The sequence below is a fragment of the Pseudomonas sp. Z4-20 genome (assembly GCF_051131955.1).
GTDB classification, from domain to species: domain Bacteria; phylum Pseudomonadota; class Gammaproteobacteria; order Pseudomonadales; family Pseudomonadaceae; genus Aquipseudomonas; species Aquipseudomonas marvdashtae.
The window spans coordinates 3223214-3247915 of the sequence record NZ_CP071641.1; the positions used below are offsets into that span (position 1 = coordinate 3223214).

Below are 24702 nucleotides of genomic sequence, written 5' to 3' on the forward strand. Positions count from 1 at the left end.
TTCGGGTTATTGACGAACCATGAACTTCAGATCGCTTGGCGCATCCATTGCCAGCTTCTGCACGGTTCTACCCAGCAGACCGGTGTTCGGATCTCGCTCGATGACGACGATCTGGTTGCTCTTCTGATTGGCCACCAGGACAAATTTTCCAGTCGGGTCGAGGCTGAATTCCCGAGGATGGTCGCCCTCGACTGAACGCCGCTGTAGCTCCTTCAGCGTGCCAGCCGCCGGGTCGATGGCGAACACCAGCAGTTCGTTGGTGGTGCCCCGATTGCTGACGTACAGGAACTTGCCATCTTTGGAGGCATGCAGTGCCGCCACTGCCCTGCCCGGCTGGGGTTTATCCGCCGCCAGGTCGACAAGCTGGCGCTGGCTCAGGCGACCATCCGCGTAGTCGAAAACGGCGACCTGGGCGGTCATCTCCATGGTCAGCCAAGCATGTTTCTCGTCACTGCTGAACAACAGGTGACGCGGCCCGCTGCCCGGCGGCAACTGCACGAATGCTGGGTCGGCGGGTGTCAGTGGCAGCTCGGGATTGGCCTTGGGGTCGTAGCGGTAGACGAACACCTTGTCCGCCCCCAGGTCATTGGCGAACACGTACTTGCCGTCTGGCGAAGGCACCGCCGAATGCACATGGCCGGACTTCTGCCGCTCAGGGTTGACCCGACTTGGCTGATGACTGCCCGACTGCACCACCGGAGCCAGCTTGCCGTCTTGCCCCACTGGCAGCACGACCAAGGTGCCGCCCGGGTTTTCCAGCACGGAATAATTGCTGACCAGCAAATGCTGGCCATCGAGGCTCAGACTGGAATGGGTTGGCTCGTTGCCCAGGCTTTGTACCTGATTGAGCAGGCTCAGCTCATGGGTCTTGGGGTCAATGGCGTAGCTGCTGACCTTGCCCACCGGATCCTTCTGACCCGGGCCGTTTTCGTTGACCACGAACAACCGGGTCATGTCCTTGGAAAGGGTCAGCCAGGACGGGTTGTCCGTCTTGATCACTTGCAGCGGCTTGGCGTCGAGCTGTCCGGTGCGGCTGTCGAACTGCATGCGGTAGATGCCCTGGCTCTGGTCCGCCGTGTAGGAGCCGACCAGCAATTGATAATGTTCGGCGGTGTCTGCCTGGACGCCCATGGCGCCCACGCTGCCGGCCATCAACAATGGCCAGAAACTACGCATTTTCATCTTCTTGGTCCTCGTCGTCGTGGCCGCTGGTGGCTTCCACGCATTCCAGGTGATGGTCGCCCGAGTCGCTGGTGATGATCCAATGCTTCAGGGCTTTGTCGAAGGTCGCGGCCTGCATCTGCGCAGGTGTAAAACGCCAGTGCTCAAGGGTGCGGCCATTCATGCACTCAACGTGCAACTGGTCTTGCTCGTCGAGGGAAAAATCGAACGCGTGCAGCCCGTCGATGATCAGCATGTCGCAATTTTCGAGGGCGTGCAGCAGGGTGTCGGTCGGGGCAGTCATAGCGATCAGTCAGTCATTGGAAAGGCGGCATGATAACCCAATGTCGGACCGGGCCTGGGCCCATAAGGTTCGAAAACCCTGCCACCGGCACAATCGCCAACGCAAACAGGCCCGCCCCACAATCCGAAAGCATCCGAATGGTGGGAGCGGGCCTGCCTGGATACGCGACAGCCCATCAAAGCTCAATGGACTGCCTGATCCTCAGAGCGCCTCGCGCCCCGGTACGCCATCCACCAGCCGCTGAATGCCCAGCGGGTTGGCGTTTTTCAGCGGCTCCGGCAAGAGGTTGTCGGGGTAGTTCTGGAAGCATACCGGCCGCAGGAAACGATCGATCGCCAAGGTGCCGACCGACGTGCCACGGGCATCGGATGTCGCCGGGTAAGGCCCGCCGTGAACCATCGAGTCGCAGACCTCGACGCCGGTTGGATAACCGTTGAGCAGGATGCGACCGACCTTCTGTTCCAGCAGCGGCGTCAGTTCGCCGAACTGTTCGAAGTCCGCCGGCTCGCCGATTATCGTGGCGGTCAATTGTCCGTGCAGGCCGTTCAGCGCAGCGGTCAGTTGCGCCTGGTCCGCCACCTCGACAAACACCGTGGTCGGGCCGAAGACTTCTTCCTGCAATGCCTCGTCGCCGTTGATCAGCAGGCTGGCGTCAGCCTTGAACAACTGCGGCTGGGCCTGGTTGCCTTGCTGTTCGCCACCCGCCAGATGTTCGATGCCGGAATGAGCCAACAGCTTCTGCAAGCCTTTGCCGTAGCTTTGCAGCGTGCCGGCATTGAGCATGGTTTGCGGTGCCTGGTCGTTGATCAGCGCAGCCACTTGCTGGGTGAAGGCGGTGAACTGTGGCGACCGAATGCCGATCACTAGACCAGGATTGGTGCAGAACTGGCCGCAGCCTTGCACCACCGAGGCGGTCAGGTCGCGAGCGATACTTTGGGCGCGGGCCTCCAGCGCTTTTGGCAAGACGATCACCGGGTTGATGCTCGACATTTCGGCGAATACCGGGATCGGTTGGGGCCGCGCGGCCGCCATGTCGCACAGGGCGCGCCCGCCCTTGAGGGAACCGGTGAAGCCGACGGCCTGGATCGCCGGATGCTTGACCAGCCATTCGCCGACGCCACCGCCGTAGATCATGTTGAACACACCGGCCGGCATCGAGGTTTTTTCAGCCGCGCGAATGATCGCATCGGCCACGTGTTCGGCCGTGGCCATGTGACCGCTGTGGGCCTTGAACACCACCGGGCAACCGGCGGCCAGCGCGGCGGCGGTGTCACCGCCAGCGGTGGAGAATGCCAGCGGGAAGTTGCTGGCGCCAAACACCGCCACCGGGCCGAGGCCGATGCGGTACTGGCGCAGGTCTGGACGCGGCAGCGGCGTACGCTCAGGCAACGCGCGGTCAATGCGCGCGCCGTAGAAATCGCCACGGCGCAAGACTTTGGCAAACAGGCGCATCTGCCCGCTGGTGCGCCCGCGTTCGCCCTGGATCCGTGCGGCTGGCAAGGCAGTTTCACGACAGACCACGGCGACGAACTCATCGCCCAGGGCGTCCAGCTCATCGGCAATCGCGTCGAGAAACTCGGCCCGACGCGCCGCGCTCAGGCTGCGATAAGCAGGATAAGCCGCTGCCGCGGCCTTGGCGGCAGCGTCGACTTCTTCTGCCGTGGCCTGGAAGAATTCATGGGGCAAGGCCTCGCCGGTATTGGCGTCGAAGCTTTGCACGCGAGTCTGGCCGGCCGCGCTGCGCGTCCCGCCGATGTAGTTGTGGCCAAGGATCTGGTTCATCGCAAGTCTCCTTTTAAAGTGTGCCGATAGTACCTGGGTTGAACACCGCGTCTACCGGAGCAATGCCGTTGATCAGCGGTGCGCCGAATTCGGCCTGGCTGATTTCGAACACATCCCCCGGCTGGGTGCGGATGCCGTCGGCGAACGACAGGGTCGCGGTGCCGAAGAAGTGAACGTGCACGTCCCCCGGGCGCAGGAACTGACTGTACTTGAAGTGATGGAACTCCAGGTTTTCGAGGCTGTGACACATGTTCGCCTCGCCGCTGAGGAATTCGTTCTGCCACAACACTTCGCCGTTGCGCAGGATACGACTGGTCCCGGACAGATGTTGAGGCAGTTCTCCCACGCGAAGTTCCGGGCCGTAGCTGCAACTGCGCAATTTCGAGTGAGCCAGGTACAGGTAATTCTTGCGTTCCATCACATGGTCGGAAAACTCGTTGCCCACGGCAAAGCCCAGGCGATACGGCTTGCCGTCGTGGCCGATGACGTACAGGCCGCTGATTTCCGGCTCTTCGCCGGCGTCTTCGGCGAACGGCGGCAACGGGAACGGATGGCCCGGACGGACGACGATACTGCCGTCGCCCTTGTAGAACCATTCCGGTTGCACGCCGGCCTGCCCGGCCGCCGGTTTGCCGCCCTCCACGCCCCATTTGAAGATGCGCATGGTGTCGGTCATCGCACTTTCGTCACCGGCCTGCTGGTGCATCTTGTCCCGGGCCGAAGCGCTGCCCAGGTGAGTCAGACCGGTCCCGCTGACCAGCAAGTGCGCCGGGTCTGGATGATCCAGCGGTGGCAGGATGCGCAATTCACCGAGCAACTGCGCATAGTCATGAGTCGCCCCCAGGCCCAGGCCACTGACCTGCTGCTCAAGCTTCACGCCCGCTTCGATGGCGGCCAGCGCCAGCTCCCGCACAGTACCGGCGCCCTGCACTTCGCGCACCTGCTCGCCCTCTATCACACCGACGCGGCGTTCGCCGTTACTCAATTCGAACTGAACTAAACGCATGGGGGTTTCTCCCTGTAAACAAAAACATGAATAGGCTTAGCAGGCTTTCACAATTGCAATAAATTCAGGTACGCGTCGCCCCCCGGGCGCTCGCCGCGAACTGATCGGCCGGCAACACGTGCTTGCGCTCCAGCAGGCGGTACACCACGCCGGTCAACACCAGGCCAAAGACCATCACACACGAGAGGAAATACAGCCCAGACGCCAGATTGCCGGTGTACTCCTTCAGCGCACCGATCACGAACGGTCCGATGTAACCGCCCAGGTTGCCCACCGAGTTGATCAGCGCAATGCCCGCCGCCGCGCTGGCGCCGGCAAAGAAACGCCCGGGCAAAGTCCAGAACACCGCCGTGCAGGAGAACAGCGCAAACGCCACCAGGCACAACGCCGCCAATTGCAGCACCGGCACCGTCAGCCAGGCACTGAGGAACAGGCCGATGGCGCCCAGCACATACAGCACCGCCAAATGGCCGTAGCGGTCGTTCAAGCGGTCGGAACTGCGGGGAATGATCAACAGCCCGATGATGCCGAAGATGTACGGCACCGAGGACACGAATCCGGTCACCAGGTCCGTACCACCGAACTGTTTGATCAGCGTCGGCAGCCACAGGCCCAGGCCGTAGATGCTCAGGGTCACCGGCAGATAGAACAGCGCCAGCAGCAAGACACGCTTGTCTTTGAGCGCATGCAGCGGATTGCCATGGCGGGTCTGGCCGTATTCCTCCAGGTCCTTTTTCAGCTCACCGGTCAACCAATCCTTCTCGCTCTGATCCATCCATTTGACCTGGTGCGGGCCGTCCGGCAGGTAACGCAGCACCGGCCAGGTCAACAGCACCGCCGGCAGGCCGATGACAATGAACAGCCACTGCCAGCCATGCAGGCCGAGGATGCCGTCCATGCCCAGCAAGCCACCAGACACGGGGCCGGTGATCATCATCGCGATGGGTTGGGAAAGAATGAACAGACCAAGGATCTTGCCGCGATGGCGCACTGGGAACCATTGGGTGATGTAATACAGCACGCCCGGGAAGAACCCGGCCTCCGCCGCACCCAGCAAAAAGCGCATCACATAGAAGCTGTGGGGACCCTGCACAAAGGCCATGCCGATGGTGATGGCGCCCCAGGTGAGCATGATCCGGGCGAACCAGCGCCGGGCACCGAAGCGCTCCAGCATCAGGTTGCTGGGAATCTCCAGCAGGAAGTAACCGATGAAAAACAGCCCTGCACCCAGGCCGTAGGCGGCGTCGCCAATACCGATGTCGGCGCCCATGTGCAGCTTGGCGAAGCCCACGGCGGAGCGGTCCACGTAGGCAATCAGGTACAGCAGGATCAGGAAAGGAATCAGTTTCAGCGTGATGCGACGAATAAGCCGCAATTCCTGGCTCATGGGACCGGTCTCCGATTGTTGTTGTTATAGAAGCTCGGGGGATTTCTCTGGAATGACCGCCAGGACAACCCCTCCGTTGAACCGGACTATATAGTAATACTATTTGAGCAACAACACTTCCAAACCGCGCAAATTGCGCTTATGTTACGCTTCAGCTAGAACAATATAGTCATACAATAAGAGAATCGATCATGTCTGATAAGAAACCCTCCCTGCGCTCGGCCCAATGGTTTGGCACCGCCGACAAGAACGGCTTCATGTACCGCAGCTGGATGAAAAATCAGGGCATCGCCGACCATCAGTTTCACGGCAAGCCGATCATCGGTATCTGCAACACCTGGTCGGAGCTGACACCGTGCAACGCGCATTTCCGGCAGATTGCCGAACACGTCAAGCGCGGCGTGATCGAAGCCGGGGGCTTCCCGGTGGAATTCCCGGTGTTTTCCAATGGCGAATCGAACCTGCGCCCCACCGCCATGCTCACCCGCAACCTGGCGAGCATGGACGTGGAAGAGGCCATTCGCGGCAACCCGATTGACGGCGTGGTGCTGCTCACCGGTTGCGACAAAACCACCCCCGCGCTGTTGATGGGCGCCGCCAGCTGCGACGTGCCTGCCATCGTCGTCACCGGCGGACCGATGCTCAACGGCAAGCACAAGGGCCAGGACATCGGCTCGGGCACCGTGGTCTGGCAACTGAGCGAACAGGTCAAGGCCGGCACCATCACCATTGACGACTTTCTTGCGGCCGAGGGCGGCATGTCCCGCTCGGCCGGCACTTGCAACACCATGGGCACCGCCTCGACCATGGCCTGCATGGCCGAAGCCCTCGGCACGTCCCTGCCCCACAACGCCGCCATTCCAGCGGTGGACGCGCGCCGTTACGTGCTCGCCCACATGTCCGGCATGCGCGCCGTGGAAATGGTCCGTGAAGACCTCAAGCTGTCGAAGATCCTGACCAAGGAAGCTTTCGAAAACGCCATCCGCGTCAACGCCGCGATTGGCGGTTCGACCAACGCGGTGATCCATCTCAAGGCCATTGCCGGACGCATCGGCGTACAGCTGGACCTGGACGACTGGACTCGCATCGGTCGTGGCATGCCGACCATCGTCGACCTGCAACCGTCCGGGCGCTTCCTGATGGAAGAGTTCTACTACGCCGGCGGTTTGCCTGCCGTGTTGCGCCGCCTCGGTGAAGCCAACCTGATTCCGCACCCGAACGCCTTGACCGTCAACGGCAAGAGCCTGGGGGAAAACACCAAGGACGCGCCAATCTACGGCCAGGACGAAGTCATCCGAACCCTGGACAATCCGATCCGCGCCGACGGCGGGATTTGCGTACTGCGCGGTAACCTGGCGCCACTGGGCGCAGTGCTCAAGCCGTCCGCCGCCACCGCCGAACTGATGCAGCATCGCGGTCGTGCGGTGGTGTTCGAGAACTTCGACGAATACAAGGCGCGGATCAACGATCCGGAACTGGACGTCGACGCCGACTCGATCCTGGTCATGAAGAACTGCGGGCCGAAGGGTTATCCGGGCATGGCCGAAGTCGGCAACATGGGCTTGCCGGCCAAGCTGCTGGCCCAAGGCGTGACGGACATGGTGCGGATTTCCGATGCGCGCATGAGCGGCACCGCCTACGGCACCGTGGTGCTGCATGTGGCACCGGAAGCGGCGGCCGGCGGACCTTTGGCCGCTGTGAAAGAAGGCGACTGGATCGAACTCGATTGCGCCAGCGGCCGCCTGCACCTGGACATCCCGGACGCCGAACTCGCCGCGCGCCTGGCCGACCTGCCACCGCGGCAGAACCTGTTAGTGGGCGGTTATCGCCAGCTGTACATCGACCACGTCCTGCAAGCGGACCAGGGCTGTGACTTCGATTTCCTGGTGGGCTGTCGTGGGGCCGAGGTGCCACGCCACTCTCACTGATCCACTCGCCACAAGTCACTCAAGCCCAAGGGTTTAGCCTGATGAATACCCGCCGCGCCTGCTATCATGCGCGGCACCCCCTCGTACAGGATCGCGCCGCGTCCCATGGATTACCGCAAACCCTCCGACCGCAAAAGCATGCATGCGCGCATCGTCCAGGAACTGGGCATGCAGATCGTCTCCGGGCGCTTCAAGCCCGACGACAAACTGCCGGCCGAAGCCTTGCTGTGCGAAGAGTATGCGGTCAGTCGCCCGGTGCTGCGCGAAGCCACGCGAGTGCTGGTCGCCAAGGGCCTGGTGTATTCGCGACCGCGCGTGGGCACGGTGGTCAAGCCGCGTCGGGAGTGGCACATGCTCGATCCCGATGTGCTGCATTGGCTGATGCAAAGCAGCCCGCAAAATGAGTTTTTCAACCTGCTGACCAGCGTGCGCAGCATCATCGAGCCGGCCGCCGCCGCCCTCGCCGCCCAGTTCGCCACCGATGAAGACATCGCTGCCATCCACGAAGCCTACCAGCGCATGGACGCGGCCCCGACTCCCGAGGCGCTGCTGCAACCAGACCTGGATTTCCACAGCCGCATCGCCGACGCCACCCACAACGACCTGCTCGCCAACTTGTGCAACATGCTGTCGGTGGCCATCGCCGAAGCGCTCAAGCATTCCAACCAGCGGCCCAACCTGCATGAGCTGGCGATGCCACGACACAAGGCGATCCTCACCGCCATCGAGAACCGCGACGCACTCGGCGCTCGCCATGCCACGCTGGTGCAGCTGGACGATGCCCGCAGCGCGCTGAATGTGGTGCTCGGCAACGACCCCGCCTGATACGTCCCTGGCTCCAACGCCACCTGCCACACGCCGCACTTGACCGGGTGGTATGTATGTACCACCCGCACGGAACAGCGAAGTCGATACTTTTCCCGCCGTCATTCCGACGGCCACGGAATTTAGGAAAAGGACTTCTCATGACCGCCCTCCCCACGGCCGATACCGCCGCCGCATTGGCGCAAAGGGTCAGCCTGCAGTTCGCCGGCCGCCCGACCTTCGAACAGGTCGTCCAACGCATGCTTGTGCAAGCCCTCAAGGAAAACTACTCCACCCTGGCCATTGACCTCTCCAAGACCCAGCTGGCAACACCGAATGAAGCTGGCAAAAGCTGGGTCGCCCGGCCGTTCATGGCCCTGGTGCTCGATTACCTCGCCCTCGGTACGCCCGTGGATTTTTCGTCGCGCGCAGGCCTCGACGCCTATCTCTCCGATACATTCCCCAAACGTCTTCGGCCAGAGGCTGGGCATAACCTGGACATCAAGGTCATCGAGAAATGCGTGCTCGAGCTGCCCTGGATCGTCGCAGCCGGATTCGAACAAGCCCTGACGCATTACTGGAACACCGACATCGAAACCACCACGCCAACGGGACTGAACGCTGGGACCAGCCGATGGCAGTGGCTCGGCGATACACTGCGCAATCTTCTGCACCTGCGCGGGCTGCAACAGCCCCGCCTCACTGAACCGGCGCGCGATGCCCTGGAGCAGATCGTCCGCTGGCCCGACCGCGATCAGCGTTTCCGACACAACGTCCCGCCCGTCTATGCCTACAGCCTGGAAAGTACCCTCACCCAAGGCACCCGCAACACGGTATTGCCCAGCACTGACCTGCTGCTGCTTCATTACACTCAGTATGGGCTCGTCATTTTGCTTTGCAGCCCGGGGAGTACCGTCCAAACCTTCGATTCGATGGAGGCCTTCAACCAGCATTGGCGCGAACGGATCGCTAGCCAATATGCCGTCGACACGGTCACCCTCCAGCGCTACGAGATCGGCGGCAATGCTTTTGATACCCAGGCCGGATTGATGCTGGAGCAGCAACTGGCCGCCGTCAGCGCGGTCCGACTGCCGTCCCGGATCGGTCTCCAGCCGTTGAATGATCTCTACAACGAGGTGACCGATCCCGCCCGGGATCTGCGCGATATTCCGCGCCTGCTGCCAGAAACGTCGGAGCGACTTGAGCCACTGTTGCCTGACTGGCTAAAAAAGGCCTCGGTTGTCGACCAAACGAAATTCCAGCATCACGCCCTGGCGCTGGCTGGGGCCAAAAGACGCAACGACGGCCAGACCTATCTCAGCGACATCCAGGACATCAAGCGTTTCACCGCCAGCGCCCTGCTCGACCAGATGGGGCAAATGAACGACAGCCATTCTGACAAGGCCCAGTCCAGCCGTTACAACCCCGACGATGTGGTGCTCGACTTCACCGTGTCGGCAGGATATCCGGGCACCGTAGGCATCAGCGAAAAGAGGCAAATGAGCCTGACGGAGTTGGCCATCAAAAACCTCGTTGCCCGGCCCAGCGGCAACTTGAAGCTCAGCCATCGCCAGGGGCTCACCCTGCCGTCGTGGCTGACAGCGGATTTCATTACCCGCAAGGATGGGTTGGTCGAGCAGGTTGATATCGGCACGACGTATCCGCGTTACCTGCAACAAAAACTCTTCGACGATCTGCCCCAGGCGCAGCGTCGCCAGGGGCTGTTTGCCGAACAGATCCCCGCGCAGCTGGTGCTCGAAGCATTGAAGCAGGTGTTGAACAGCGAGAACGGCATGACGCGACCAGGCTTGGGCCTGGTCGAAGCACTCTTGCACCTCGACGCGCAGAATCAACAAATCAATGGGCAGCGCGTGGTCGTCCGCCACTTGGCGTTCTTGCGCAAGGCCCAGGCGAAACCCGACATCGTTGCCAACATGTTCATTATCGAGGCCGAGGCCGTGCACACTGGCCCGCACCTGCTGTATCGGCCTTTTTACTCGCCTTCCTTACAGCAATTCCCGACACGGGCGGCGTTGCTGCAAGCCGTCGTCGAACCTGGAGACCTGCAAGACAGCGTGCTGACTTGGATGTCTGACGCTGCGCGGACGGTGTACGCCAACGGAGGTTTCCAGGAACCGCACATCGTGCGTTTTTTCCAGGGCGACGAGTTCAGCGTCCCCGAGAAGCCGGCCCCGGCGACGATCGCTGTCGACGAGGGCAGCGAGGAGCTGCGGCAATTGCTGCATAACGGCAAGCTGACGCAATACCTCTACGGTTGCAACGCCCGGGCTCTGATCGCCCAGGCCGACCGGCAGTCGGTGTCCAACAGTGAAAGCCGCTGGGCAGTACTGCTCGAAGGCGGCAACTTATTGTTCAACGCAGTGCTGGTGCCCTTTCTGCGTGGGCCGGTCATGGCCGTCGCCTGGCTGTGGAACCTGATGGCCAGCGCCAGTCAGGATATCCCGGCCCTGAGCGGCGAGGATCCGATGGCGCGAGAGCTCGCCGCCGTTGATTTGCTGCTCAATCTGGTCATGCTGGTGAGTCAATTTCCGTCCATCAGTGCCCCGGCCCGCACTGTCGTACCTCAAGCGCTGAAGCAACAGGCAATGGATGCTCCCGCCCCGCGCGCCATCCCTGAACAATGGCCCGCGCCAACCGCGCCCAGCCTTCAGGAAGGCTACGTGGCCCTGCCGGAACTGACCCACGCCGACAACACCACCCTGGACTTCAGCTTCGCCAGTGCCCGTCGTGGTCTGACATTGGCACAACGCGCCGAGTTGCTGCGCTTGCAGGCACCGCACCCGGCGTTACTCCCCGAGCCGGTCAGGAGCGGGCCACACGCGGGTCTGTATGTGATCGACCACCAGTGGCACGCCCTGGTCGAGAACAGGCTGTATCGAGTCAGCCCGGAATCGGACGGCAGCGCGACGATTATCGACCCAATGGATCAGTCTCGAAGTGGCCCGGTGCTCAGATTGAATCGTGAAGGCCAATGGGCCATGGATCTGGGCTTGCGCCTGCGAGGAGGCATGCCCGGCAATCGGGTAATGGAACAGCGTCGCCTCAATGCCGAAAAAAAAGCTCGACTGATTCGTGAGTTGAGAGAGTTCACCGGGCAACAAGCCATTCGGCAACAAGCCGTGGACACCGCTCAAGCGGTGATGGAAAGGGTGCAGGAAGGTGCGACTTATACCGCTGAGCAGCGCGCGGCAAGACGCAAGGTGCTCTACGACCTGCTTAACGAGCAGATCGATCTCTGCGAAAAGATACTGGATAACGGCCCTGACTATGCCCGGCTCAATATAGAGCCGCCTCCGGGAACCTACCCCGCCTTGATGGAAAACGTGGTCAACGATGCCCGCAAGGCTTACGTAGTCATTGAAATGGACCTGCAAGCCCTGCTTGCCACCTATCCAGAATTTACCCGGCCAGGGTTTGAACTGGTGGAAGCCGCGCTCACCAATATTCAAGGTTACGAGCGATACCTCATCGCCTTGAGCGACATCAACGATCGTGCAATCCAATCTCTGGAGCTCACGGACAGATACCTGGAAAAGCTGTTGAACCTGGATGCCACGGGTGAACAGGCATTCAGACGCTTGACCCACGGCCGGTTGCCCAATGAAAGGAGCGCACTGGCGACCAAAGCCCTGCAATTGCCAACCCTCACATCGTTGGCTCTGAAACTCAACGATCACGGCTTGTCCGCAAGCCTGACCAACATCATCGAACCCTTGATAAAACAGGTTCGTTCGCATTCCGACCTGCGCCTGTACGACCTGGCCGCGTCGGAGCACCTGGAAGTGCTTGAGACCCTGACCGAGCAGTACGGCAAAGCGCTCGATGGCTTGCAAGGTCTTAAAGCCCTCAACTCCACTGACGTTCACGAAGCCTATTTCGACAGGTTGTTCAAGCTGGTCGAAGGCCTTTACCTGGACGCATCCAGTCGCCTGGCAGACCAAATAAAACCTGAGCCGAAACCGCGAAAACGCCCCCCGAAACGCCCGAAGGCATCAGCGGGACGCCCGCTAAAAAAAGTAATCAAGACGCGCCACAGTGGTGTCCTGATTGGCGACCTGAAGCCGGCGGGCACCGCCTCGCCAATAGACGTGGTCGAGCTGCGTTCCGAAGTCGACAACGAATTGCTCGCCACCTATTCGCAGCATGAAGACGCGTGGGATGTCGTGGAAGAACAGCGCCCTGCCCCCGCGCCCAGGACAAGGTCGCTCCGGGCGATCAAGAGCGAGGCACGCACAGCGCTCGATCGACTGCCGGAACGCCTGCGCAAAGCCGAAGATTACAAGAAGCGTTGCCGTCATCCTCAGGAAATCGAGGAGATCATGAGCAATGAGGCCGCTCGCTTTCGCCAACTGTCCGAAGAGCTCGATCGCGCCTTCGCCGCCTCTCAAACGCCGGCAACCGCGGCAGAACTCAGGCTATCCAGCCAACTGACGGATGCCGTGACCCGCCTGACCGCCAAGGGCATTGAGCTGCGTACCGAGCTGAGCCTGCAACTGCCGCCCACCGACGGCAACCTGCAATACCTGTTCGACAAGAACCTGATACAGGTCGCGCGGCTTGGCGAACGCAAAGCGCTGAAAGGTACGCGCAAGGACTTTCTCCAGGAGTACGCCATCAACGACCGCAAAGGATTCCCCATCTGGTACGCACATTTTCACTATGACGCGGCCGAGAAGCCGAAAGCCGACTACAGCGTCGCGCACTTGAAGACCAAGGAACAACGCAAGGAGCACTATTACTCGCTGCTGGCCAAGGCCGACAACCCTTATGCGGTCGTGGACGTGCATCGCGGACGATTAGGCAAGCCCTTGGCGCAGAGCAAGTTCTTGCCCTTAGCCGACTGATCGGGTCAAAACAACAAGCCGCAGCCCTGGGCTGCGGCTTGTGCCGATCACTTGAAAAATGTGCCGAACATTCCCCGCCGTCACTCAATGGGCAAACAACGAATTACCCTTCTGCCCCGCCAGCTTCTCAGGCTTGATCAGGAACCGCGCCAGCGCCGGCAACAGCCACAGCGCGCCGAACATGTTCCACAGCAGCATGAACGTCAGCATCAAGCCCATGTCGGCCTGGAACTTGATGGCCGAGAAAATCCAGGTGCACACGCCGATCGCCAGGCACAGCCCGGTGAACAATACGGCTTTGCCCGTGGACTTCAGCGTCTGGTAGTAGGCCTCCTGCAACGGCAAGCCGGCCCGCAGGAAACTTTCCAAACGGCTGTAGATGTAGATGCCGTAGTCCACGCCAATCCCCACGCCGAGCGCCACCACCGGCAAGGTCGCGACCTTCACGCCAATGCCCATGAACGCCATCAGCGCATTGCCCAGCACCGAGGTCAGCACCAGCGGCAGCACAATGCACAGCGTCGCCGCCCAGGAACGGAAGGTGATCATGCACATGGTCGCCACACAGATGTACACCAGGATCAGGATGGTCAGTTCTGACTCCTTGATCACTTCGTTGGTGGCCGCCTCAATGCCGGCGTTACCGGCGGCAAGGATGAACTCCAGCCCATCGCGATTGTTGTCCTTGGCAAAGTCCTGCACCGCCTTCACGGCGCGGTCCAGGGTCTCGGCCTTGTGGTCATTGAGGAACACCAGCACCGGTGCCAGGGAGCAACTGTTGTTGTACAGGCCATCGGCCCGGGCGATGGAGTTGTTCAGCACGTCCGGGTTGCGCGACAGGGTTTCCCATTTCAGGTTGCCCTCGTTCATGCCCTTGATCATTTGCTTGGACACGGTCACCAGGGAAATGGCCGACTGCACGCCCTCGGTGTTCTGCATCTTCCACATCAGCTCGTCGATAGGCGCCATGGCCTCGTAGCGCGAGCAGCCCTCGGCCTTGGTCTTGACCATCACCACCAGCACATCGGAACTGGTGGAATAGTTGCTGATGATGAAATTGTTGTCCTGGTTGTAACGCGAGTCCGGACGCAGTTCCGGCGCGCCCTGGTCAAGGTCGCCGATCTTCAGGTTTTGGCTGTACCAGAGGCCGCCGCCGAAGGCGAGCACGGCCAGGGCAATCGACACCGGGGCAACTTTGGCGCTGGCGAAGTTCGACAGCAGGCGCCAGAACGGATGCTCCCGGGTCGCGTCTTTCTTGCTGCGCTCAACGGCACGCTTGCTGATGCCGACGTAGGAAATCGCCACCGGCAGCAGGATCAGGTTGGTGAACACGATCACCGCCACGCCGATGGACGCGCCGATGGCCAGTTCGCGGATCACGCCGATGTCGATGATCAACAGGGTAATGAAGCCGACGGCATCGGCCAGGATCGCGATCATCCCCGGCAGGAACAATTGGCGGAAGGTGCGCCGTGCGGCGGTCAGGGCGTTGTCCGCCTCGCTGGATTGCAAGGCGATGCCGTTGATTTTCTGCACGCCGTGGGAAATGCCGATGGCGAAGATCAGGAACGGCACCAGCATCGAATACGGATCCAGGCCGAAACCGGCCGCGTGCATCAACCCCAACTGCCAGACCACGGCCACCAGCGTTGTGCTCAACACCGCGACGGTGCTGCGCATGCAGTGGGTGAACCAGTACAGCAGGATCAGGGTAATGACGAAGGCGACGCCGAAGAACAGCACCACCATGACCAGGCCGTCGATCAGGTCGCCGACCTTTTTCGCGAAGCCGACGATGTGAATCTGCACATTGGGATTCTGGGCTTCGAACTTGTTGCGGATCTTGTCTTCAAGCTCGTGGGAAAACTTGCGGTAGTCCAAGGCGAGCAATTTTCCCTGGTCCTGCGGGTCCGGGTAGGACTCCAGCAGCGGGATATCGATGATGCTCGACTTGAAATCGTTGGCGACAAGACGCCCCACCTGGCCGGACTTGAGCACGTTGTTGCGCAGAAGATCGAGGCTTTCGGCCGAGCCGTTATAACTCTGCGGAATCACCTCGCCACCGGCGAAGCCCTCTTCCGTCACTTCGGTCCAGCGCACGCTGGGGCTCCACAGTGACTTCAGGCCGGAGCGATCGACGCCCGAGATGTAGAACACTTCGTCGTGGATCTGGCGCAGCGTCTCCATGTAGTCCTTGGAAAAGATATCGCCGTCGGTGGCCTCCACGGAAATCCGCACCGTGTTGCCCAGGTTCGCCAGGTCATTGCGGTGCTCGAGCATCTTCTCGATGAAGGGGTGCTGGAGGGGGATCATTTTTTCGAAACTGGTGGACGGCCGGATCAGCGTGGCCTGCCAGAACAGGAAAATGCTGACCAGCAGGCAAATGATGATCACTGCCGGGCGGTTGTTGAAAATAAGGCGTTCGAGGAACGTCGCCTTGTCTTGGTGATGACTGCTCATGGGGTCCGCCTTCTTGTTATTGTGCCCGTCTGACAGGCCCGGCTCATTTGCTCAATTCGGCGCCCGAGGGCGTGGTGGTGCGAACGCCGCCCTGTCCCGCCAGGATCAGGTTGCCGTTGCCCGCCGCCGTGACCGCCGCCACCGAAATACGGTCAGGGCGGTTGAACACGCTGAAGGTCACGCCGTCATTGGTGCTGCGCACCACGCTGCCGCCGTTGCCGACGATCACGATCGAGCCGTCCGACAGAAGGGTGCTTCCCGACAAACCGAACTCCAACGCGCCACGGGCGGCCTTGAGTTCGACCTGCTGCCAGGTATCGCCGAAATCGGTAGAACGGTAGAGGTTGCCGCGCAGGCCATAGGCCAACAGTGTCGAAGGCTGGGCGGTGCCAATCACGCCAAACAGCGAGCCCTCATACGGGCCTTCGAGCTTTTCCCAGGTCTGCCCCCAGTCGGGAGATCGGAACATGCTGCCGGCTTCGCCGACGATGAACAGCCCGGCGTCTTTCACGGCGGTCAAGGCGTTGAGGTGGAATTGGTCTTCGTTATCGAGGCGGTCGCTGGCGTCGGCCCAGTGCTTGCCGCCATCGGTGGTTTCGTACAACGCACCGTAGGCGCCCACCGCAAGACCATGGCTGGCGTCCTTGAACCAGACGTCCAGCAACGGCGCTTCGCGGGTGAGGTCTTCGAATTGTTTGGCCCAGGTGGCGCCGCCGTCCTCGCTGGCGAGGATCTGCGCGTCATGCCCGACGGCCCAGCCGTGTTTGTCGTCGACGAAAAACACCGCGGTAAGCAGTTGGCGAGTCGGCACCTTGGCCTGGGACCAGGTCTTGCCCTGGTCATCGGAATAAACGATATGCCCACGGTCGCCGACTGCCACCAGGCGCGGCCCGGCATGAACCACATCGAGCATCAGGGTTTTGCTGGCCTTGGCCGAATCGACGGAGTAGATAACATCGGACGTCGATGCCGCGACCGCCAGCACCGGTGCCGACAAGACGGCAGAGCCCAGCAGCGAGAGCACCGAGGCCAGCAACGCCACTCGGCGCAGCAACGGCGGCCGGCAGCGGCCCACAGCCATGACAGGCTCATTCATAGACCTTTCCCCCATTATTATTGTTATGGCGTGGTACGTTGCCAGTCTTGGAGCATAGCCCTGAAACCTGCAATCTAGAGCCACTTCGCAAGCTGACCTATCGTATCGGGCTTTCGAAAGGTCTGACAATCGACGCCACGTTATCTTTTGTTAACCGGGGGGATATCGGCCAAGGGTGAATCAGAAGACATTCGTGAGGGTGATGAATGTGGCGAGGGGATTTATCCCCTCGCCACAAAAAGGCAATGCGCAGCCCAGTCACGCCAGGCTCTTGCTCACCACCTCGAACACATCGGCGGACAACCCGCCGGACGCCAGGATGCGCTCCAGCTCGGCCTTCATCAGCGCCTGGCGGGCGCTGTCGTATTTGCGCCAGCGAGTCAGCGGCGCCAGTTGCCGCGAGGCGATCTGCGGGTTGAAGCCGTTGAGCTCGATCACCAGGTCCGCCAGGAAGCGATAACCCGAACCGTCGGCTGCATGGAAGTTGATCAGGTTCTGCCCGGCAAACGCGCCCACCAGCGCCCGTACCTTGTTCGGATTCTTGATATTGAAGGCCGGATGCCCCATCAATGCCTTGACCCGCGCCAGCCCACCCGGCAGCGGGCTGCCAGCCTGGACGCTGAACCACTGGTCCATGACCAGCGGGTTGCCCTTGAAGTTTTCCGCGAACACTTCCAGCGCCTTGGATTTTTCGGCTTCGTATGGCGAATTCACCAGCACCGCCAGCGCGGTCAGGCGCTCGGTCATGTTGTCGGCTGTCTCGAACTGTTCCAGGGTCGCACTCAGCACCTCAGGCTTGTCGGTCAGCATCAGGTACGACAGGGCGATGTTTTGCAGCGCGCGACGAGCGAAGTGCTCGGCCTCGGCCACGTATGGCGTGCGCTTGGACAGGTCGCGGTTGGCTTCATAGCGCAGCCACAACGCCTCGAACAGGTTCTCGGCCAACTGCCGGCGGGCAAATTCGCGGGCGGCGTGGATCGCCTCGACGTCCGCCACTTCGCTGATTTCAGTCAGGTAGGCTTCGCTTGGCAGCGAGAGCATTTCCGCGACCATCGCCTGGTCCAGGGATTCGTCCGACAGGACGGTGCGCAACGCGCTGATCAACCGAGGGTCCAGCACCAGGCTCTGGCCCTTCTGATGCTGGCCAATCAATTCCTGCAACACCTGCACCGACAACTGCTGGCCGGCGTCCCAGCGGTTGAAGCCATCGCTGTCGTGTTGCATCAGGAACATCAACTGGTCGCGGTTGTACGGGAAGCTCAGCTTCACCGGCGCCGAGAAACCGCGCAGCAGCGACGGCAAAGGTTTCTCGGCAACGTCTACGAACGTGAACGTTTGCTCGGCCTCGGTCACCGAGATCACCCGGGACGTGCCGTTCGCAGCCGCTTCATCGGCCAGTCGCAACGGGATCTCGGCGCCCTTGCTGTCCAGCAGTCCCAGTTCGACGGGAATCACGAACGGCAGCTTTTCCATTTTGTCCGGCGTCGGCGGGCAGCTCTGGCGCAAGGTCAGGCTGTAGGCCTTGGCCGCGGCGTCGTAGGACTCGCTCACCGCCAGCCGTGGCGTGCCGGCCTGGCTGTACCAGCGCTTGAATTGCGTCAGGTCGACACCGTTGGCATCTTCCATGGCCTCGATGAAGTCGTCGCAGGTCACGGCCTGGCCGTCGTGGCGTTCGAAGTACAGGTCGCTGCCCTTGCGGAAGCCTTCGGCCCCCAACAGGGTATGGATCATGCCGACCACTTCCGAGCCCTTTTCGTACACGGTCAGGGTGTAGAAGTTGGAAATCTCGATGAAGCTGTCCGGGCGCACCGGGTGGGCCATGGGCCCGGCGTCCTCGGCGAACTGGTGGGTACGCAGGTAAGCCACGTCCTGGATGCGCTTGACGGTCGCGGAGTTCATGTCCGCCGAGAAGCCGGCGTCGCGGAACACCGTGAAACCTTCCTTGAGCGACAATTGGAACCAGTCGCGGCAGGTCACGCGGTTGCCCGACCAGTTATGGAAATATTCGTGGGCGACGATCGCCTCGACCCGCTGGTGCGCGGCGTCGGTGGCGGTTTCGGCCCGGGCCAGCACGGCGCTGGAGTTGAATATATTGAGGCCCTTGTTCTCCATGGCGCCCATGTTGAAGTCGTTGACGGCAACGATCATGAAGATGTCCAGGTCGTATTCGCGTCCGTACACCTCCTCGTCCCAGCGCATCGATTTCTTCAGGCTGGTCATGGCGTGCTGGCACTTGTCGATGTTTTCCGGCTCGACGTAGATGCGCAGCGCCACGGTGCGCTCGGTCATCGTGGTGAAGGTGTCTTCGACGCACCACAGGTCACCGGCGACCAGGGCGAACAGATAGGCCGGTTTCTTGAATGGATCTTCCCAGGTCGCCCAATGCCGGCCCTCTTCGCCGGGGCCGCTGGCAATCGGGTTGCCGTTGGACAGCAGCACCGGATAGCTGTGCTGTTCAGCCACCACGGTGGTGGTGAACTTGCTCATCACGTCCGGACGGTCGAGGTAATAGGTGATCTTGCGGAAACCTTCGGCCTCGCACTGGGTGCAGAACATGCTGCCGGATTTGTACAGGCCTTCCAGGGCGGTGTTGGTTTCCGGATGGATGCGCACGGTGGTGTCGAGCGTGAACGCCTGGGCCTTGGGCTGCAACGTCAGATGGCTATCGTCGAGTTGATAGTCGCCCTGCCCCAGGTCGGCGTCGTCGAGCTTGATCGACAACAGCTCCAGCTGCTGGCCGTCGAGCACCAGCGGCGGCAGCCCGGCATCGCGCTCGGGATTGCGGCGCATCACCAGTTGCGCATGGACCAGGCTGTGGTCCTCGAACAGCTCGAAGGTCAGGTGCGTCTCGTCGATCAGGTATTCGGGCGCCTGATAGTCCTTCAGGTAAATCATCTTCGGTTGTTCGGTGCGCATGGGTCGAATCCTTCTACTGATGCACGGCGAGCTGGTAAGCCGTGTATTTACGGATGTTGATCACGCCGGTGTCGAAAATCAGATACTGGCCCTTGATTCCCAGCAGCGTGCCTTCGGCGATCGGGTTCTTGTCCAGGTTGAAGCTGACGATCTTGGCCGGGTATTGCTCCACCGGGTAGCGGATCTCGACCGGTTCGACGTCCGCTATGGTCTGGATCGCCTGCAGGCCGAATCGTTCCTGCAAACCCTGCAGCCCTTGAGCGCAGCTTTCAAACAGTGAATCACGGATCTGCGGTAAATCCACCGCGACGGCATCGCCCTTGAGCAAGGCCCGCCAATTGGTCTTGTCCGCCACTTGGCTGCGAAACAGGTCTTCGACAAAGCCCGACTGCTGCCGGGTCGCCACACGCAGGATCGGCAACGCCTGGCTCGCGCCTTGATCCAACCAGCGGGTCGGCAATTGCGTGGCGCGGGTAATGCCGACTTTCACGCCCGACGAGTTGGCCAGGTAGACCACATGATCGGTCATGCAGAACTGCTCGCCCCAGGCCGGATCCCGGCAAGTGCCCGCCTCGAAATGGCAACGCTCCGGGCTCATGATGCACAGGTCGCACTGGGCCAGCTTGGTCATGCAGGGATAGCAATAACCCTGGCTGAAACTGGTCTTGGTCCGGCGTCCGCAATGGGTGCAGTGGATCGCACCGAGGTATTCCAGGCGGATCGTGCTGCCGATCAATGGATTGACCGGCACCTCGACGTCGCCCAGGCGAAAGGCGTATTGAACGTTCGGCCCGTCAAGGCGGGCCGACATCTTGCTGATTGCACCGCGGCCAATCTCGATCAATGGATGGCGTCCGACTTGAACAGGATATTCGGAACGATGGTCGCGTTCGACTGGCATTCCTGCGGGCCCATGTAGCCGGTGCGCTCTTCCTCGGGCAGGTTCTGGATTTCCCAGGCGATCATTGCTTGCAGCGACAGTTCGCGTTGCTCGGCGGTGAGCTTGTTGCCATCGGCCCATTTACCGATTTCCACGGCCAGCTTCAGGCTCCGGTAGATATCGGGGGTGATGTTCTTGATCATTTCGTTAAAGGAAGACATGGGTTCTCCGCGCAAACGCGCATTGTCAAAAGGCACAGGCGCCGATCAAAGGGCCATTTTACGGCGAGCGAACAGCCCGCCCAACAAACCCGTGAAGCAGCCGACGAGCAGCCCGCCGACGTGGGCCGCATTGGCGATTTCACCGAAACCGATCAGCGAGACCAGCCCGGACAGGCACAACAGCAACCACACCAGCATCATCACCAGCACCCCACGGGGCAAGTGATAGGCCGGGTTCGGTGCGAGCAGTTGGTAAATCCAGCAATGCCCCAGCAGGCCGTATAGCACCCCGGACAGCCCGCCGAACAGTGTCGCGCCACTGAACACGTACTGGGCGAAATTCGACACGAGGCTGAACAGCAGCGTCAGCCCCAACAGGTTGATACCACCCTGGCGCGCTTCGATCCTGCGCCCCAGCTCCCAGTACCACATGCCATTCATGGCGATGTGCAGGAAACCGAAGTGAACCAGCATCGGTGTTACCAGGCGCCACCACTGTCCCGCCGCCAGGCTGTCGCCCAGCGGGGTGAACTGGATGTAGTCACCGACCACGCGAAATTCAAGGAAGGTCAGCCAGCGCAACGTCTCGAGGTTTTCACCCAGCAGGGTCACGGCCGCGACGATCAGGCTCAACAACAACACCAGCGCGGTGATCGGACTGGCCTTAAGTTGCTGGACGAACCCGGGGCGAGTCGAGGTGCGGCCGGAGGCTGGAAGCTCCAACTGCTGGTCCGGATCGCCAGCGGGAAAACGGGCGTAGAGCGAGCGCACGTCTTCGCTGATTTCATCCGGCACCCAAAGCACTTGCTCGCCCGCCTCTTCGCTGACGCGATGGGGCACTTGCATGCGTTGCAGCAGCTTGACGAAGCCGCTCAGGTCGACTGCCAGGGGCAGGCGCAAAACCGCGACGACACTCATCGCACCACCTCCGGCCGTTCGACATTGACCCAGACGAACTTGTGCGGATCCAGGCGGGTTTCCTGGTCGAGTCGATAGGCGACCAGCTTGCCATAGAGCACGGCGCTGTAATCCAGGCAGGCGAGGTTCGGACGCAGCGGCGCGGGTTTGCCGCTGCGCCAGTAATGCCCGACGAACAGCAACGGCTCGTCGACGCCATAGCGCAGCAGATTGTTCTTTTCATCCGGGGACAACGGTGTGCGGGCCACCGGTTCGGGCAACGCATCGGGTTGGAACACGATGTCGCCGTAGGTCTGCGGATTGTCTTCCCAGAATTTGGTGCGAAAAAACGAGCGGGTCAGGCCATCGCCGCCGGTCAGGGTCAGGCCATGGGGCAAGCGCATGTCGGTACCGCGCAGCAAACGGTCAAACACGGTACAGGCGAAACTGCCCGATTCGGCCGACGCCTGGAGAAAATGCTCGTCGACGCAGCCATCGGGGAACAAACCCCGCAACGGCTCGATCAGGCCGGCGTCCCAGCAGGCGTGCACAACCCGGAAGCGCCCGGCGTCGATAAACAGCGGTAGCTCGTAGAACCACTTGAGGAAATCCTGCCAGTCGCCCGGATGTTGCTCGAATTGACTCAGGGTTTCGTTGAGCAGGCGCGCATGGCGCGGCGTGTGTTCGCGCACGTAGCGCTGGCCGCTGCCCGGCAACGCCGGTGTGCTCCAGCCCAGGGCGTTGAACTCATGGTTGCCCATGATGCACAGCGCCTGGCCGGCCTGGACCATGTCGTGGACGATGTGCAGCGCCTCGCGAATCCGCGGACCACGGTCAATGATGTCGCCAAGGAACACGGCCATGCGCGACGGATGCCGCCAGACCCCACCCTGCTTGTGGTACCCGAGTCGGTCCAGCAGGTGTTCCAAGGTCAGGGCGCATCCGTGCACGTCGCCGATCAAATCGTAACTGCGCGCAGGATCGAGCATCAGTCGCCTCCACCCCCCAACCGACTGCCCCAGCCGAGCTTGGTCCGGCAGACTTCGTAATAGTTGTGATCCAGCGGATGGATCAGGCGCAGCTTCTGCGCCTTCTTGCTGACGGTGATGGTATCACCCGGCGCACAGGTGAAATGGTTCTGGCCATCACAGGACACTTGCGGGTAGATCTGCATATCCTTGGACACGACGATTTTCAGCTCACTGTTGCCATCGACCACGATGGGTCGCCCAGACAAGGTATGGGGGTACATCGGCACAATCACAATAGCGTCGAGCTTGGGGTGCATGATCGGCCCCCCGGCAGACAGTGCATACGCAGTGGAACCGGTCGGCGTGGCGACGATCAGGCCGTCGGCCTTCTGGCTGCAGACGAACTGGCCGTCGATATACAGCTCGAACTCGATCATGCGCGTGGATTTGCCGGGGTGCAGCACCACGTCGTTGAGCGCGTCGCCCTGGCCGATGGCCTCGGCGTGACGGCGCACCTCGGCTTGCAGCAGGAAGCGGTTTTCCACCAGGTAGTGGCCGTCCAGCACCTCGGCGACCTTGATTTCCAGCTCGTCAGGGCGGATATCGGTCAAGAAACCCAGGCTGCCGCGATTGATCCCGAGCACCGGGATATTGTGCCGGGCCAAGGCCCGGGCGGCGCCCAGCAAGCTGCCGTCGCCACCGACCACGATGACCATGTCACAGACTTCGCCGAGCATCTTGCGCGACGAAGTCTGCAGGCCGTGGCCCGGCAGCACTTCGGCGATGGTATCTTCGAGGATCACGTGCAGGTGCCGCTCCAGGAGGAAGCGCTTGAGACGGCGAACGGTGTCCAGCACCTGCGAACTGCCCAGGCGACCGATGATGCCGATATTGCGAAATTGCTCCATGAGGCTCCTGCGAAGGTCTGCGGCGGGCGAAAAACACGATTATGGGCGAAAGCGCTCCATAGACAAAATTCTTTAAGCCTCCAGCGCAACGGCTATGCTCGCAAGATGATCCTGTTCCCTGAATTGCTGGACCTGCCCCGTCGCCTGCACCATCCCGAAGTGCGCGACCTGGCGTGGGTGATCGTCGCCCCGCCGATGCTCATCGACCCGCCTTGGCCCCAGCGCCATCCGTTGGCCGGCAGTGACTGGGTACAACAGCCCCATCGGCTGGAAGATTGGTTGCGGCAATTGGACCGCGACAGCTATCCACTCCTCCATTGCCTGTCCCAAGGGCGGACGCGGCGCCTGGGCCTGTATTACGAGAGGCTGTGGCAGTTTGCCGTGCAGCACGCACCGGGGATCGAGTTGATCGCGGCGAACCTGCCGATCCGCCGCGAAGGCCATACGCTGGGCGAGCTGGACCTGTTGTTGCGCGATGGCGATGGGGTTCATCACCTGGAACTGGCGATCAAGCTGTACCTCGGGCCGCAGCACGGTAACGGGCTGGACGCCGCGCAATGGCTGGGCCCGGGCTGCCATGACCGGCTCGACCGCAAGCTGGCGCATCTGCGCGAGCACCAACTGCCGATCTCGGCGCGCCCGGAGAGCCGCGAGGCCCTGGCGGCGCTGGGCATCGAACACTCGGGCATCGAGTCATTTCGCTCGCACCTGTGGCTCGGCGGTTACTTGCTTTACCCCTGGCCAGGCGAGGCCGAACCACCCAGCGGTGCTCATCCCAGGCACTTGCGCGGCCGATGGCTGCATCAACGAGATTGGCTCGGATTCGTCGCCCAGCGCCCACCAGGCCGCTGGCAACCCCTGCCCCGCGCGGCCTGGCTGGCCCCGGCGCATTACCCTGCGGACCAGACCTGGACCGCCGCGCAACTGGACGCTTGGCGAGCGGCCCTCGACCCCATGGCGCCAGCGCAACTGATGGTGCGCCTGACGGAAAATGCCCAGGGCGAGTGGGAGGAAGCCGAACGGGCATTCCTGGTAGCGGATCTTTGGCCGGATGTGCCGGGCAATGGTTAACCGCCCGCCCTGTTGAATGCCTGCTCGTGCAATGTATCCGACGTG

The 24702-nt window shown here is 61.8% G+C and carries 17 protein-coding genes; 4 read left to right on the forward strand and 13 right to left on the reverse strand.

The window, feature by feature from the left end; all coding sequences use genetic code 11:
- Window positions 1–6: 6 nt before the first annotated feature.
- From J3P82_RS14540 to J3P82_RS14560, 5 genes are all read right to left on the reverse strand, one after another.
- Entirely contained in the window at window positions 7–1182 is a 1176-nt protein-coding gene (locus tag J3P82_RS14540) for a lactonase family protein (RefSeq protein WP_434557462.1), read from the reverse strand.
- Entirely contained in the window at window positions 1169–1465 is a 297-nt protein-coding gene (locus J3P82_RS14545) for a DUF5629 family protein (protein ID WP_434557463.1), read from the reverse strand. The genes J3P82_RS14540 and J3P82_RS14545 overlap by 14 nt, the downstream gene beginning before the upstream one ends.
- A gap of 201 nt (window positions 1466–1666) precedes the next feature.
- Window positions 1667–3247, reverse strand: coding sequence for an aldehyde dehydrogenase (NADP(+)) (locus tag J3P82_RS14550; protein WP_434557464.1), 1581 nt, complete (start codon window positions 3245–3247; stop codon window positions 1667–1669).
- Between the two features lie 13 nt (window positions 3248–3260).
- The gene (gene araD1, locus J3P82_RS14555; RefSeq protein ID WP_434557465.1) at window positions 3261–4253 is read right to left on the reverse strand and encodes an AraD1 family protein; all 993 of its coding nucleotides are present in this window, start codon (window positions 4251–4253) and stop codon (window positions 3261–3263) included.
- Window positions 4254–4317: 64 nt separating this feature from the next.
- Entirely contained in the window at window positions 4318–5640 is a 1323-nt protein-coding gene (locus tag J3P82_RS14560; protein ID WP_434557466.1) for an MFS transporter, read from the reverse strand.
- 191 nt (window positions 5641–5831) lie between these two features.
- Between J3P82_RS14560 and J3P82_RS14565 the strand changes: the two genes are divergently transcribed.
- The 3 genes from J3P82_RS14565 (at window position 5832) to J3P82_RS14575 (ending at window position 13237) form a co-directional block, all read left to right on the forward strand.
- The gene (locus J3P82_RS14565; RefSeq protein WP_434557467.1) at window positions 5832–7568 is read left to right on the forward strand and encodes an IlvD/Edd family dehydratase; all 1737 of its coding nucleotides are present in this window, start codon (window positions 5832–5834) and stop codon (window positions 7566–7568) included.
- A 105-nt stretch (window positions 7569–7673) separates the two neighbouring features.
- Window positions 7674–8393 carry a FadR/GntR family transcriptional regulator gene (locus J3P82_RS14570; protein WP_434557468.1) on the forward strand — a complete coding sequence of 240 codons (720 nt, stop codon included), beginning with the start codon at window positions 7674–7676 and terminating at the stop codon, window positions 8391–8393.
- Between the two features lie 140 nt (window positions 8394–8533).
- Window positions 8534–13237 (forward strand): dermonecrotic toxin domain-containing protein, encoded by a 4704-nt coding sequence (locus J3P82_RS14575; RefSeq protein ID WP_434557469.1) that lies wholly within the window; start codon window positions 8534–8536, stop codon window positions 13235–13237.
- A gap of 84 nt (window positions 13238–13321) precedes the next feature.
- Here J3P82_RS14575 and J3P82_RS14580 read toward each other — a convergent pair whose 3' ends face one another.
- The 8 genes from J3P82_RS14580 to J3P82_RS14615 form a co-directional block, all read right to left on the reverse strand.
- Window positions 13322–15697 (reverse strand): efflux RND transporter permease subunit, encoded by a 2376-nt coding sequence (locus J3P82_RS14580; RefSeq protein WP_434557470.1) that lies wholly within the window; start codon window positions 15695–15697, stop codon window positions 13322–13324.
- Window positions 15698–15740: 43 nt separating this feature from the next.
- On the reverse strand, window positions 15741–16793 hold the full coding sequence (locus J3P82_RS14585) for a WD40/YVTN/BNR-like repeat-containing protein (protein WP_434557471.1): 1053 nt from the start codon (window positions 16791–16793) through the stop codon (window positions 15741–15743).
- Between the two features lie 258 nt (window positions 16794–17051).
- Window positions 17052–19709, reverse strand: coding sequence for an aminopeptidase N (gene pepN, locus J3P82_RS14590; protein WP_434557472.1), 2658 nt, complete (start codon window positions 19707–19709; stop codon window positions 17052–17054).
- A gap of 13 nt (window positions 19710–19722) precedes the next feature.
- Window positions 19723–20553 carry a DUF2797 domain-containing protein gene (locus tag J3P82_RS14595; protein ID WP_434557473.1) on the reverse strand — a complete coding sequence of 277 codons (831 nt, stop codon included), beginning with the start codon at window positions 20551–20553 and terminating at the stop codon, window positions 19723–19725.
- Window positions 20550–20810 (reverse strand): YeaC family protein, encoded by a 261-nt coding sequence (locus tag J3P82_RS14600; RefSeq protein ID WP_434557474.1) that lies wholly within the window; start codon window positions 20808–20810, stop codon window positions 20550–20552. The genes J3P82_RS14595 and J3P82_RS14600 overlap by 4 nt, the downstream gene beginning before the upstream one ends.
- Window positions 20811–20855: 45 nt before the next feature.
- A complete protein-coding gene (locus J3P82_RS14605; protein WP_434557475.1) occupies window positions 20856–21728 on the reverse strand; it encodes a rhomboid family intramembrane serine protease in 873 nt (290 codons plus the stop codon).
- Window positions 21725–22699: a metallophosphoesterase gene (locus J3P82_RS14610; RefSeq protein WP_434563835.1), complete on the reverse strand. Its 975-nt coding sequence runs from the start codon at window positions 22697–22699 to the stop codon at window positions 21725–21727. Before J3P82_RS14610 ends, J3P82_RS14605 begins: the two co-directional genes overlap by 4 nt.
- A complete protein-coding gene (locus J3P82_RS14615; protein ID WP_003180647.1) occupies window positions 22696–23586 on the reverse strand; it encodes an NAD(+) kinase in 891 nt (296 codons plus the stop codon). The genes J3P82_RS14610 and J3P82_RS14615 overlap by 4 nt, the downstream gene beginning before the upstream one ends.
- A 105-nt stretch (window positions 23587–23691) precedes the next feature.
- Here J3P82_RS14615 and J3P82_RS14620 point away from each other — a divergent pair, with 105 nt between their 5' ends.
- On the forward strand, window positions 23692–24657 hold the full coding sequence (locus J3P82_RS14620; RefSeq protein ID WP_434557476.1) for a DUF1853 family protein: 966 nt from the start codon (window positions 23692–23694) through the stop codon (window positions 24655–24657).
- Window positions 24658–24702: the final 45 nt, after the last annotated feature.